The sequence below is a fragment of the Halorubrum sp. C191 genome, assembly GCF_002727095.1.
Taxonomy (GTDB): Archaea; Halobacteriota; Halobacteria; order Halobacteriales; family Haloferacaceae; genus Halorubrum; species Halorubrum ezzemoulense.
In genome coordinates this window covers 699-13,845 of record NZ_NHNZ01000103.1, presented here as the reverse complement: position 1 = coordinate 13,845, position 13,147 = coordinate 699, and the positions used below count along the sequence as shown (strand labels likewise).

The window sequence follows — 13,147 nt, the reverse complement described above, 5'->3', positions numbered from 1 at the left end:
ACAGGGCTGAAGCCGTGGGAGGAAGTCAATCGGCAAGGAAACGGCCCAGCAGCTATAGTTTGACTGATAGATTTATATGGAATAATAATTTTTTAAATGTAGAACACAGATATCAAGGTATGTATGATCTTACGGGCTTTCAGCGTGACTTGTTGTACATAACCGCCGGGCTTGATGACCCACATGGGCTGGCAATTCAAGATGAGCTCGGGGACTACTACGAAGAAGAGATCCACCACGGCCGGCTCTACCCCAATCTTGACACCCTTGTTGAGAAAGGGCTTGTTGAGAAAAGCCAGCGGGACAAGCGCACCAATGAGTATTCACTCACCCGCCGCGGCGAAAGAGAAATCCAGGCGAGAGCCGACTGGGAGGCTGAGTACATCACTCACGACAGCTGAAACCTGCTACACTAGACTCACTTCTCTTAGTCGCAGATCACAACCGGTGGTTCCTGTCATACTCGTTATGAGTGTCGTTTAAGAAGAAAAATGTTGGTTTGTATAGTAATTAGGTATTCTCAAAATAGACCCCTAACAGCAAGCGACTAGTGCCGTGTTCTTAGCGGTGGTGATTACGACAAGTGCCTTTGTTCCGTTTGTTCAACCTGCTACCGCACAAAACGAGTCGCCAGCGCCAACGCTTGGCGACGTTGATATTTCGCATGATGGCCGTAGATGCTCGGAAAGCCATCTTAAACCGACAGATCTTGCATAACATTTCGGGACCGTTTCAGGCCCAGAAACGCATACGATTCTATATTTGATTGTAGTGATGAATGTCAGCTGTTGTATGTGGCCTTCCGACTGGTCCCCGCGTTCCCGTGCCGAAGAGAACCCGCTGTGCGTTGGATCGGCAACCGCTCCCCTGCGCCGTGATCCCCTCCCTGCTCCGATCGGTTACCACCATGACCGAACGTAGACTCGCGGACATCGTTTCGACACGCCGAGGACTGCTGGGTGCGGTTGGTGTCGGTGTGGGCAGCGTTCTTCCCGGGTGCGGATCCGTCCGCCAAATGGAACGAGAACAGACCCGTGATACTCGGACGGTCGATCCGTCCAGAGTCGCGGCCCTCAGCGTGACTGAGGCTACGGGCGATATCGCCTTCATCGGTGAGCCTCGTGACGATATCAAAATCGTTTCGCAGAAACACGCCACCGGCGGCGTCTCCCTCAACGAGCTCGACACCAGTGTACAGATCGTCGAGGATCGGTTGGAGATCACAACTGACGAACCGCAGTTACTCGGTCTAGGCGGTGGCCGCGTCGCCCTAGAGCTCCGAGTGCCACCCAGCGTCGCGGTTCATCGGCTTCACACCAATCATGGGGACGTGACGAGCGTCAGAGTCACCGACGGGGCGACACTGGAGGCTCCCGAGGGTGACGTGTCCGTCAATCGCGCGCGGGGTGAGGTCGCCGCTCGGTCAACGAAAGGAGACATCACTGTCGATGGGACCGAAGGCGGCCTCTCCGCAACGACTTTGGAGGGAACGATTCAGGTACGTGACCCAATGTGCGTGGCAGCGTTGGAGACACAGACCGGAGATATCACCGCCGATGTCCCCGCTGTGGCCGACGACGCTCTCGTTGAGTCGTCTGCCGGCGATCTGTTGCTCCGGCTCAGTGAGGAGCTCAGCGCGACCCTCTCTGCTCACACTAGCACTGGTGAGTTCTCTGTGCCGAAGCAAGCCCCACAGTTCCGCGTTCACCGACGAACAGAGACACAGCTACACGCTACCGTCGAACGAGGTGCCAGCCGACTGACCGCGAGAACGGACGACGGTGATATCACAATCCGCGCCTGAGTGCTCTCACGGGCGATGAGGGGATCCCACCTCGCCTCCGCCCCGCCCCCCGGTCGGTGACACGTAGCCAGTGGAAGGTCATCTCTTCGGGATGGGGAGAAACCAAGCAGACCGTCGCCCGGCGTGTACACCCACTAGAAACTGTCTTAGAAGCCGGGTTATTAAATGCTGTAGTGAGTACTAACACCACGTGACGGCCGACATGTATGTTGATAGGCCGCGGGTGCTGCTCGTTGACGATGAGAAGGAGGTCGCCGACGCGTACGCCCTCCGGCTGGACGCAGTGGCTGATGTCACAGTCACTTACAGCGGTCCCGAGGCGTTGTCTGCGGTCGACGAGTCTGACCCGCCGGATGTAATTCTCCTTGACCGGCACATGCCGGATCGATCTGGTGACGACATCCTCCGTGAGCTACGAGAGCACGACATTCACACTCGGGTTATCATGGTGACCGCCATCGACCCGGGATTAGAACTTCTCGAACTTCCGTTCGACGACTACCTCTGTAAACCAGTCGACCGTGAAGATATCAGAGCCGCCGTCGACCAGCAGTGTCAGGTCCTCGCATACGAACTCCTCGGTCAGTACTTCGGAGTCGAATCGAAGCGAGCGGTTATCGCAGCTGAGTTGCCACAGGACCGTCTCGAGGACCACGATCAGTTTTCGTCGCTTGACGAGCAGGCCGACAGTTTGCGGGACCGCATCTGTCGGCTACTTCCCGACGCAGACGAGTTGTTAGATCAGTTCACCGGTATTGAGCGCGAAGGGTACTGATCTCCGGCAAGAGCCGTGACCCGGGCTGATCGTTGACCCGACTCGTCTCCCAACTACACCAGTCAAGGAGGCCTCTGGTGCCTCCCCCGCCAATTAAAAGGTAATTTCAAACCGCGCACCGCCGTCATCCGCTGCTGTGAGCGTCAGATTCCAGCCGTGTGCTTCGACGATTCGGTCGACGATCGCTAGGCCAAGGCCGGTCCCACCACTCCGCGTTGAATATCCGGGAGTGAAGACGACGTCACGCTTCGCGGGCGGGATTCCCGGGCCGTCGTCTGCGACATAAAACCCCCCTTCCAGTGGGTGAACAACTACAGTCGCGCTCTCGCCTGTCTGCTCGCCTCGGGCGCCCGGATGGCTGTTTGCTGGTGACTCTGTGGTTTGTTCACTACCCGTTTCATCGGTTGAGACACCGTGTTCAACGCTATTTCGGAACACGTTTTCAAACAACCGTTGGAGCCGATCGGAGTCCGCGGTAACCGTCGGCAGCGACTCCGAAACCGTCAGTTCGACCTGTTCGGTATCGATCGACTCCCACGCGTCTCTCGCAGCGGTCTCGATTGCGACCTCCTCCGTGGGTTGAACGACAGCCTCGTCGCGCGTCAGCGTTAGGACATCACGGATAATCTGTTCCATCCGATCGTGTGCGTCTGCGACCGACTCGAAGTGTTCGGGATCGCCGGTCTCCTCTGCTGCCCGGAGGTGGGCCTTCGCGACGTCGAGCGGGTTCCGAAGGTCGTGGCTGATAACGCTGCTCACTTGATCGACACCCGGTGAATAGCCTTCGTCGGGACACTCGCGGAGGTCTGAAAACATCAGGTACCCGGTGTCGTCATCCGACGGGATTACGCGAGCGAAGAACGGGCCTCGGCTGCCGTATCCGTCCAGCCGGATGCCGATCCGATCGCCGCGGACGAGATGCGAGACTGGCTCCCGGTCACCGGTCGTATCGCAGCTGTTGAACCGGTCGAATATCGTCGACACACGTCCGCCCACCAGCTCCTGTTCGAACTGCCGCTCGAAGGCGTCATTCGCGGCGGTCACGCGAGCATCGTCACCGTCGACGGTGTATGCGAGCGCAGGGTCTGGAAACTCACGTAACGGAATCGCCGTGTGACGACCATCACTCATCGGTTGCTCACATCTCTATTTGGCATTGTTACCGCGCCCGTTTCTCCGTGCGAGTACGCATGGTAATTGGTTGGACCACCACCCGATACAACACCTATCATCACTTTGGCCCGGCTACTTGTTTAACATTATTTCTTGCTTCTAGGCCAGAAACACTCTTTTTATGTTAACTCTTATAACCAAGTGACCATCTTTCTGTTTGGAACCAGCTATGCGCTCTGAGCAGCGCGTTTCAGTATCTGTGGCGTGACAAGGAAGTCAGCGACGGCAACCCCCACCATCGCTAATCTAAGTGTCTGATCTTCAATAACGAGGAACGCGATAGCTACAATAATAGCGGCCGTCATAGCGGGCATCCCCCAACGGGCGACCGGACTGCGGAATACATTCGCTGATTGCGACATACCAGACCATCAGTATGCGATTATATATTGATACTGGCGTGTTTCTGAATTGGAATCACACCCGGTAGAAGCATTACACTTCCCAGACAATCGCTAATCAACTGGCATGATCTCGCACGAAAGTGAGGTGATGATTTTGCTTGGGGTAGCTACAGTGATTCTTCTTGTATCAATAAGTACTCTCACCGACTTGCCGGCATGGATAACTATCGCTGTTGTGATTGTCGTTAGTGTGTTTATTCTACAGTTTATCAGTCGGAAAGAGAAGTGATTGGATGCTACGCTGACCTTTTCTCACGGCTAAAGTCGTGGGGTTCACCCACTATGAGGTTGACTTCACGCGTAGGGGAGATTCGCAGGGTCGTCGTCCCGTTGGACAATTCGATGTTTCGGGCCACGAGACACGCCCCCCACACTTATGTTAAATCGTCGAGTTATGATTGTCCGTGCGAGACGCGTCTACGTTACCGGTAGCGCCCTTCACCTTCGGCTTGCTGTCCAGTACCGCTCTACCGTTTCGTGCCCCTATCGCTGGTGTAGAGATATCCCCCACCAACGACACGTCTGTCGGTGGGCATTCGAGTACCGATACCGCCACTCACTTGCTCGTTCGACCGATATCACGCGTTGCGCCCGACTCACACGTCACCCGCCAACGCGGCTCTGTACACGACTTCGAACGTTCCGGGTCATGCCATCTATGCGCCTGATCGGGGATCGCAGAATTCTCTTCGGGTCAGTTTGTGTCGAGACTGTCGCCGCAGTACTCATCCTACTGTACGGACACCTTTCGCTGCTAGCTGTCGCCGTTTTGTACTGGATTGATCTTCTCTTTCTGACCCTCCGGACAACGGTACAACAGCTGCTCTCGCAGCCCAAAACGGATCTTCAGTCGACTCTTTTTCAACGTCCGTTCCGGCTTCTAGCCCACAAGCGCGGATCCATCACCGTTACCGATCGCCTCCCGGGAATTTACCCCCGAAACATTCCGGTGGTCTGGGGAGCCGTCTTCATACTTGTTTTTTCAGCGAGCACAACGGCGTACGTCGCCGCCGTCGACATCCCCAGAGAGCTGTGGCGCTCGCCGGCTACACTGCTCTTATTAGGTGGGGGTCTCGTCGCGGCAGCGACGAAATCGTGGCTGGTGCTGCGGGCATATGTGGCCTCAGAGGGCCACGAGATCACCTCTGCCTCGGCGGTCGTCCCCCGGAAGCGAGTACTGATATTCGCTGTCTACGGTGGAATGTTATGGCTTGTCTCCCGGTGGACGCTTACGACCCTTTCCGGCGAGGGCTTGGAGATCACACGAGCTGAAATGATGGTTTCCGCGTTCGTGCTAATCGTGTCTCGGCTCGCGTACGGTTGGTACGCAGCGCGCGCTCGACCCGACGGCTGGCAGCCGGACTCGACGTCCGAGCGTAACGATGAAGCGATATCTCAAGGGTGGTCAGACTCCGAACCGGAAGAGAACGTATCCACTCCGTCTCAGCCGTCGATCCCGGATGGAGAACCACGCGAAACGATGGCGCCTGTTCGCTCCTCTATCCTCGCCGCAGGAGTGGTGAACGCGATGACGACTGGTGGTGTCGTCGATAACCGCTTCGGCCACTGGAGACAGCTCACGATACGGGTGGGTATAGCGGGGTTGATGATTGTCGCCGTTTTTGCCCTGTTGAACGGTGCTATCGTCGTGTCCGCGAGCTTGGCTGCGATTTTCTTCGGTCTCGTTGGAAGCCTCTCGACAATAAGCGCGGTACATTTGCTGCTGGCGCTCGGTGGCGTCGAATACGAATTTTACGAGTCCAAAGTGGTGGCGTACGACCGATACCTCGGACGACCACAGTGGTCGGCGTCATACGACGGTGTCCGGGATGTCTCGGTCGAGCGTGGGCTGTTCGGAAGTCCGCTCTGGCTGGACGCTGGAACGGTGTTTTTTGATCGGACTTACAACTCTAAGGACGGCGACTCCGCCCAGGAACCGAGGTCATCGATCGCATTCGTTCCGGATCCCGAGCGTGCCGGTGAACTGCTCAGCTCCCATTCGTGACGAGCCGTAACGGCTTCACCGGCTTTGTTGAGACCTATTCTTCAGATAGATGTTTATCTAAAACAGCCGGTCGATGAGAACTGTAAAGGTAACAAGACGGACATCGTATCCAAACTACAATTAGTCACGTGTCATTATACCACCTATGGAAGATCTGTACATCTACACTGGCTCATTCGTCGTAATTGGAGCTTCAATAGGGGGGCCAGCGGTAGGTTCGCTCATCGCTGGCGATCGTAGTATCCCGATACTGCTCATGGCGATCGGTGGAGCTGGAATGCTTGCCACTGCCGGCTACGAATTGCTTCGAACTGACTCAGAGGAGTTCACTGCCTCTGCTATCGTCCTTCTCGTGTTGGCTGGTTCCGCCTGTCTGTCCTTTCTCGGAACAATACTCTCTGCGATGGGCAGTTTCTGAGTGGCCTGTACTGACCGCAACTAGTCAGAGAATATTACTCGTAGCTGAGCAGCGATCCCGGCAGTTCGACGGTGACGGTCGTCCCCCTGTCGATATCGAACGAGACCTCTCCGCCGAGCCGGTCGACGCCCCACCAGACGAGCCAGAGCCCGAGGCCTTTGCCGTGCTGTAGTGGCTGTTCTTCAGCGTCTTCGAACACTTCTACCTCGTGGTTGCTGATCCCGGCGCCGCTGTCAGCGACATCGATCCACCATCGATCTACTCCCTCGGTATCGCTGGTCTCCTTCACCCGTACGCTGACATGCGGCTCCGGAGCGGACCCCCCGTGTTCGACTGCGTTCGACACCAGCTCACGAATGACTGGTATCAGAATCTCCCCGTTAGCGCGTGTCTCTGCCGGTGGTGTGTCTATCACGACGGGGACGGACGAGACGCCACCAGCATACTCGTGGCCATCGTTGACGACCTCTGCGTGCTGGACCTCCTCGATGGCGTGACGGATGAGTTCCTCGACGGACCGATTACCCGTACGCTTGTCGGCCTGTAACACTGACTCTATCTCGCGGGCAGTACGTCCAAGATCACGCAACGCCGACAGTTCCTCCTCGACCGTCGTCGCTATCTTGTCCGCCGTGTCGGGAGTGGGACTGTCGGTGAACTGTCGAAGGTGCGCGGTTGCCACGTCAGCCCTGTTTCGTATGTTGTGCCGAAGCACGCGACTCAGAACCTCCGCACGACGTGCATTTTGTCGGCTGTCTGTTATATCGCGGAAGATCAGGGTGTGCCCAAGTGTGCGGTCGTCGCTGTCGGTAATCCGGCTCGATGAGGCTTCTAGCACCCGATCGCTGCCTGGCAGCCGACACGTTGTCTGTCCCCCCGCGAGTAACCTCTTGATGTCGAATGTATCCGGCAGTATGGTGGCAAGGTCCTGACCGACTACTGTATTAAACTCCCGCTCAAACAGATCTGCTGCAGCAGCATTCCAGTCAAGGATAGCATGTCCATCCGTGACTGTGATGGCCGCGTCTGGCATTTCGGCGACGATGTCTTGTCGAGCGACGGCCAAGGCCGCTGGTATCTCCTCAAACAGCCCGAACCGGGTGACTGCCAGCCACGCTGCACACGTCGACAGGATCACAAACGGGACGGGAATGGCTGCTCTCGCTAGCGGAGTCTCAGCCAAGGCGATGAAGAACCTCTCTGCGAACCATACTGGCGGCACAATCACCGCTAGACCTAGTGTCAATCGCGTTGAGACGTGCTGATATCGGTGTAGCGTTCGCCACAACTGTCCAAGGCTGAGCAGCACGATTGATCCAGTTACAAAAAAGGAGATTGATATAGCGAACTGTAGGAAGGGAAGTAGTGCCTCGCTGAGCCCACCCGGGAGGTTATCGAGTACCAGTGAGACCAGTGTAGCGGACATGGACCCTCCAGTGTACAGGAGTCCGAACGGAACAAGCACGAACAACAATAGCCGCTCGCGACGGTCCGTTCGAGTCGTATATGCGAGAATAAACAGAGCATACAGCACTGGAACTACTGTTTGAAGCACCCAGTCTGCGATTCTGGGCCCTTGGAGTCCGAACGCGATGATCGACGGTGTTGACTCCACCGCCGGCGACATGCCGTCTCCGTTGGGCGCTCCCAATTCGTAAACACTAATAATATCGTTGACGCCGCCAGCGGCTGTCCACACTCCCAGCCCAACCATACAGGCAATAAAACTCTGTGTGCCTACTCCCGAATACTGTCGCCTGGTGTGAGCTGCGATGAGTAGCAGCAGTATTCCCAAAGTAACATTCACACCCCCGACAGTGGCGAGCATGATACGATTAGTTCACACGCTAAATGTAATTACCCTGTCGGAGCGAACCGTTCGTCAAGTGGTGGACAGTTAATGTCGACCGCAATTGATATCCTCTGTGAATTCATCTGGCTCGTACTTTCGGTGTATTTGCCCGAGTCCATCGGCACTAACGCTTTGTTGTTTGCCGCTTGAAGATCGCTTCCTGCTTACAGTCTGTCGAATAGCGGCGAAATAAAAGCATACGCACAGATACAGAGCGTGAGAACAAACATCGGAAATCCTAATCCGTCTTCACCGGCGATGACGAGTCCCGCCGTGAGAACTGCGGTTGCTACAGCGAGGAGTGCTGTACGAACTGAACGGAGATATGACCGAAGTGCGGCTTGTTCGTTCGTCATACAAATCGTCTGTTCGAAATTGATGTCACTGTTCTCCGACCCTCTGGAGTGACGCTTCTGAAATCTCCCCCCGCGTTGCGCGAACCCACAAAACAACCGCCGCGACGAGTACGGCCGTCGGGAGAAGTAAGACGACGATGAGGTCGGCACTGAGATCGAACGGTCGGGTGAGCCGAAACGCCGCTGGATATCCGCTTTCCGGTTGCCCGAACACGACCGTCGTCCAGAGATTGGTCGAGAAGTGGATGCCGACTGGGAGCGCGAGGCTGTCGGTGAGGACGTACGCGAGGCCGAAATACAGCCCCCCAACCACCGCCTGTGTCACGGCGACCGACGCTGAGAGTCCCGCCGCGCCAGCGTTCAAGTGAAGCGCTCCGAACACGAGAGCCGATACGACGACCGCGCTCCCCGTGGCAGCCGGCCTTGAGACCCTGCGAGACGTAAACCCGACAACGAGCTCACGGATCAGTACGCCTCGGAAGAGAAAGTCCTCCCACAACCCGACGATAACGAACGCAGCGGCCGTCGCTCCGATCGCGAGTCCGACGGTAACGGGGTCGTTGAAGACTCCCATTGACCACGAACCAACGATCCTCCCGCTCCCGGTAGCGAGAATCGCGGCCGTCGAAACGGCCTGAAACAGCACGCCGATTACGGCACCGCCGGCGAAGTCACCGAGCCACCGTCGACCCAGAGAGAGTCCGTACGCGGCGGGACTGGTTCCGAACAGATAGTATAAGACGAGTATCACCGCTGCTACCCCACAGAGCGTGGGAAGTTGATTTGGGAGGTTGGTCAACACGTCCGGCGTTGAGAATTGCGCGAGTACCAGCCCCACAGCAGCAAGTGTAGCGATGAACGTTACCGCTGTCACAACTACGCGCACCGCCGCCCCGCTGATCGAGACCTCAGACCCGATACGACTGACTGGCCGCAAGCGTGTACTCATCTGGGCAGACCAAGCGTTTCCTTCGGTCCTAGCAGCTCAGACTGATCGACGCCTCGATGTCGCCACCGTCGAGCGACACGGAGAGGTGCTGTGCGGAGGCGCTGAACTGCTCTCGGTGATGGCCGTCGGATGCGACGTAACACTCGCTCGTGACCAATCCGGCGTCCTGAAGCTCGTTGAGACGCCGGTAAGCCGTCGGCCGAGAAACATCAGCGGCCTGCGCGACGGCGCGCCCGCCGCGAGGCTGTTCGGAAACCGCCTCGAACACTCGCCGGGTGTATTCGTCGCCGAAGAGGTTGAGTAGCTCTTCCGTCGATAGCTCGTCGGTCGGTTCCTCAGTCTGCTCGCCGCGCGACTTGTGTCGCACTGCCATGTGATGACGATGTAACGGAACACCCTTGGTGGAATATGCTCAGTATTCAGAGTCTCCGCAGCGAGGATATCTAACTATCCAGACTCGCCTTCGTGTGAGAGCAATCGGGCGCATGTCGATCGGGCGTGACACGGCGAATTGCGACCGCTATCCGCTACTATCCTCGTGTTCGTTGTAGAATGCGTCCAACAGCTTGCGCTGGCTCGCCCGGAGATGGTGGAGCAGCGTCGATCCGGTAATGCCGAGCGACGTCGCAACCTCCTCGGCCGTACTTCCACGCGGGGACGTGAAGTAGTCCGCGAGATAGGCCGTTCGCAAGACGGTCGCCTGTCGGTCAGTAAGCCGTTCATTGAGTTCGTTTCGAAATTCTCGCGTGGTCGTCGGTGAGCGGGTTTTGTCCTGTCGTGCGAGAACGGGTGCCGGTCCGTCATCACCGAGCACGTTTGCCAGCCGACGCACGTTCGCGTCGGGAGACAGTTCGACGATCAGCTGGCTGTCATCGCCGTTAAACACCGCCGTCTGTATCGTCGCACCACGGTTGATTGCCGCAACGAGCGGGACTTCCTCACCCAGCGTCACCTGAATCCGGCCGCGCTCAGTGTCCGACTGACGGACCACACGACCGGCCTGAGCACTCGGAACCGCTTCGACGGTCTCAACGACGGTGTCCGGATCGGCACCCGTGACTGATAAGAAACACGTGAGACCAGTATCACTCGGCATTACGGTCCCCTCAAGCGCGAGTTCCGCGTCGCAGGTGTCGCTCACACGTACCAGCGGGGAGTTCTCCGTGAGTCCGAACGTAACTTCGGTGAGGGTGTCGGAAAACAACAGCTTCCGATTCTGTGTCGCGTTGATCGCGTACCCGGCCAGTTCGCCGAGCGTCTCAAAGCTGGCCTGTACGTGATCGCTGAATGCGGTTTCGGTTCCCGCGTAGACACCGACGACGCCGTACACGCTGGAGCCGTAGACCAACGGCAGCGCGAACACCGATTGGACTCCGTCCGCGAACCCAGCGGCACGAACCGCGTCCGGGACTGACGGATTCTCGCTTAACGACTCTACCAACTCGGGGCGCTGTTGTTCGACTGCTCGCCGTTCGGGGGTAGCCTGTCCCTGCTTCACCGCCTCACGGAGAGCCGGGAACAGCTCTCCTTGCTCACCCCCAACACCGGTGATGACCAGCTCGTCACTGTCGACAGCGCACTCACCAGTCCATACGAACCGATACTGGTCCGATGTCCCCAGTTGGTCCCGGATTGTCTCCATGATCGCGTCTTGAGACGTAGCTCCGACCAACCCCTCAAGCACGTCGGCGATCAGAGTATCGACCATCTCGGCCCGCTCAGACTCCGAACGAAGTCGTTCGATCGTTTGCTTGTTGGTGCGTTTTTCAGTGATGTCGGTAATGTAGACAGTTGCCGCATCGTCATCAGGAACAACTGACACTGACAGCCAGCGGTCGACTTCTGGATAGTACTCTTCGAATGCTACATCAGATACCGATGTCCGTTCAAACGCCTTTGTGAGCGACCCTTCGACCGACTGGGGAAACACCTCAGCAATCGGCTCACCGTCAGGCGTGTCGGTTGTGAGGATATCGGCCGCCTGATCATTCCACGCGCGCACCATCCCGTCTCGGACGGTGATAACTCCTATCGGTGCTTCTGCGAGACGATGTTCCAACTCCATTCACGTAGGGGCCTCCTCGTTCTATCGATGTTTTCCCGTCAGCCAGTATATACGTGTCGTCCGGTTGAACCGCAGTTTACAAGCTTATATCCCGGTCACTAATATCGGTGTTGTTCTGTCGCCGTTTCAGAGTCAGCAACTCACGAAGTGGATTATACGTACAGTTGTAGAATACAGCGTATGCCCTCGAACACCCGGGGCCGTCGAATTCCTCAGGTCTGGCACGTTGTGATTCTCGGAACCATAGCTTCACTACCCGCAACTGCTGTAATAAATTGGCTTCCGAACTCTGAAGCGACCGCCGGTGGCGGGGCGATAATACTTGGGCCAATGATCGCTGGCGCGATCGCAGCTAAGCGGTCGGTAGAACCGGACGCTGTTGGGCTCCGTGCTGGCTTTCTAGGCGGTATAGTTGCGGTATCTGGATTTATGCTTACAGAAGCCACGAGCGTAGCATGGTCACTCAACACGACAGTGTTCTTCCTTATCGCCGTCGTGATGCTTCTGTGTCTCTCGCCGGTGTTCGGTCTGATTTTCGGTCGGATTGGTGGCTGGGCAGCAAGCAGTGTCGGTGGTTTCGGAGTCGACCAACCATCGTGATCAACTGATTTGCGTTGTTCGCCTGCTTTGCTTCTGGCGTTGTTGGTAAAAAGGGACTTCTCCCTCAAATACAGCTAAATAGCGGTAAACACGAGCCAATGACCCGCGTGCGCCATGATTGGCACAGTCAAATTTTTGCTCCGCTCGTAGGCACTGGCCGCAAGGACACCAAAAATGCTCGTGAGCAACATTGACACAATCCCACCCGACAAGAACAGATGCATCACACCAAACAAGAGGCCGCCGATAACCACCCGACCGGGCGATCCGATCGCCGGTTCCAGCGCATCGTGGACGACCCCCCTGTACAGGATCTCTTCCATAGGTGCCATAACTCCGAACATGATCACCAGCCCCGGCACAATGATCTCGGGGTGCTGTAAGAGTACCTGCCACGTCGCCGTGCCATCATGCGCGCCGTGGCTCAGCCCAAGTATTGGCAACAGCGGAGTCACTACTCGCACCGCCATCTCGTACCCGATCGGTATGATACTGTCAGCTAAATATTCTTTAGGTTAGAGTGTGATTAGCAAGTATGTCCACGCTTGACGCCGCCACTCTTGACGACCTCCGCGACGCTCTCGCGGAGGTCGAAGATAAAAAGCCGACACAGCGGCTAATGGCGGTGATCAACTATCTTGAAGAAGACGATGCAACGATGGCGGAGGTTGCTGAACGATACGGATACACCGGTCCATGGTTGTCTCGGTGGGTTGGCCGGCTCGACCGGCTCGCTGATGAGCCGG

At 57.1% G+C, this 13,147-nt stretch carries 12 protein-coding genes and 1 pseudogene; 7 read left to right on the top strand and 6 right to left on the bottom strand.

The genetic code is table 11. The annotated features are described in order from the left end of the window. The first annotated feature begins 119 nt into the window (after window positions 1–119). The 3 genes from Z052_RS10405 (at window position 120) to Z052_RS10395 (ending at window position 2,579) form a co-directional block, all read left to right on the top strand. Window positions 120–401: a helix-turn-helix transcriptional regulator gene (locus Z052_RS10405; protein ID WP_049933141.1), complete on the top strand. Its 282-nt coding sequence runs from the start codon at window positions 120–122 to the stop codon at window positions 399–401. A 614-nt stretch (window positions 402–1,015) separates the two neighbouring features. Next, complete coding sequence (locus Z052_RS10400) at window positions 1,016–1,804, top strand: DUF4097 family beta strand repeat-containing protein (protein WP_241897924.1); 789 nt, start codon at window positions 1,016–1,018, stop codon at window positions 1,802–1,804. A 202-nt stretch (window positions 1,805–2,006) separates the two neighbouring features. After that, window positions 2,007–2,579 (top strand): response regulator, encoded by a 573-nt coding sequence (locus tag Z052_RS10395; RefSeq protein ID WP_089309274.1) that lies wholly within the window; start codon window positions 2,007–2,009, stop codon window positions 2,577–2,579. A 93-nt stretch (window positions 2,580–2,672) separates the two neighbouring features. Here the strand turns inward: Z052_RS10395 and Z052_RS10390 are convergent, their stop codons facing one another. Continuing rightward, window positions 2,673–3,710, bottom strand: a complete 1,038-nt coding sequence (locus tag Z052_RS10390) for a HAMP domain-containing sensor histidine kinase (RefSeq protein ID WP_094579927.1) — start codon at window positions 3,708–3,710, stop codon at window positions 2,673–2,675. A 1,104-nt stretch (window positions 3,711–4,814) separates the two neighbouring features. On the opposite strand from Z052_RS10390, the gene Z052_RS10380 reads away from it, so the two are divergent. Further along, entirely contained in the window at window positions 4,815–6,161 is a 1,347-nt protein-coding gene (locus Z052_RS10380) for a hypothetical protein (protein WP_094521365.1), read from the top strand. A gap of 145 nt (window positions 6,162–6,306) precedes the next feature. Then, complete coding sequence (locus Z052_RS10375) at window positions 6,307–6,579, top strand: hypothetical protein (RefSeq protein WP_094579926.1); 273 nt, start codon at window positions 6,307–6,309, stop codon at window positions 6,577–6,579. Between the two features lie 34 nt (window positions 6,580–6,613). Here Z052_RS10375 and Z052_RS10370 read toward each other — a convergent pair whose 3' ends face one another. The 4 genes from Z052_RS10370 to Z052_RS10355 form a co-directional block, all read right to left on the bottom strand. Continuing rightward, complete coding sequence (locus Z052_RS10370) at window positions 6,614–8,293, bottom strand: ATP-binding protein (protein WP_158228680.1); 1,680 nt, start codon at window positions 8,291–8,293, stop codon at window positions 6,614–6,616. A gap of 519 nt (window positions 8,294–8,812) precedes the next feature. Then, a complete protein-coding gene (locus Z052_RS10365; protein ID WP_094553419.1) occupies window positions 8,813–9,736 on the bottom strand; it encodes a CPBP family intramembrane glutamic endopeptidase in 924 nt (307 codons plus the stop codon). A gap of 28 nt (window positions 9,737–9,764) precedes the next feature. Then, a complete protein-coding gene (locus Z052_RS10360; protein ID WP_049933035.1) occupies window positions 9,765–10,109 on the bottom strand; it encodes a winged helix-turn-helix domain-containing protein in 345 nt (114 codons plus the stop codon). A gap of 147 nt (window positions 10,110–10,256) precedes the next feature. Further along, entirely contained in the window at window positions 10,257–11,801 is a 1,545-nt protein-coding gene (locus Z052_RS10355) for a bacterio-opsin activator domain-containing protein (protein WP_094553418.1), read from the bottom strand. A gap of 180 nt (window positions 11,802–11,981) precedes the next feature. Here Z052_RS10355 and Z052_RS10350 point away from each other — a divergent pair, with 180 nt between their 5' ends. Further along, a complete protein-coding gene (locus tag Z052_RS10350; RefSeq protein WP_094579924.1) occupies window positions 11,982–12,401 on the top strand; it encodes a DUF5518 domain-containing protein in 420 nt (139 codons plus the stop codon). Window positions 12,402–12,475: 74 nt separating this feature from the next. On the opposite strand, the gene Z052_RS10345 is transcribed toward Z052_RS10350, so the two are convergent. Beyond that, on the bottom strand, window positions 12,476–12,856 hold the full coding sequence (locus Z052_RS10345; protein WP_241897921.1) for a CPBP family intramembrane glutamic endopeptidase: 381 nt from the start codon (window positions 12,854–12,856) through the stop codon (window positions 12,476–12,478). 80 nt (window positions 12,857–12,936) lie between these two features. On the opposite strand from Z052_RS10345, the pseudogene Z052_RS20965 reads away from it, so the two are divergent. Beyond that, a pseudogene (locus Z052_RS20965) lies at window positions 12,937–13,147 on the top strand (IS630 family transposase); the annotation flags it as partial.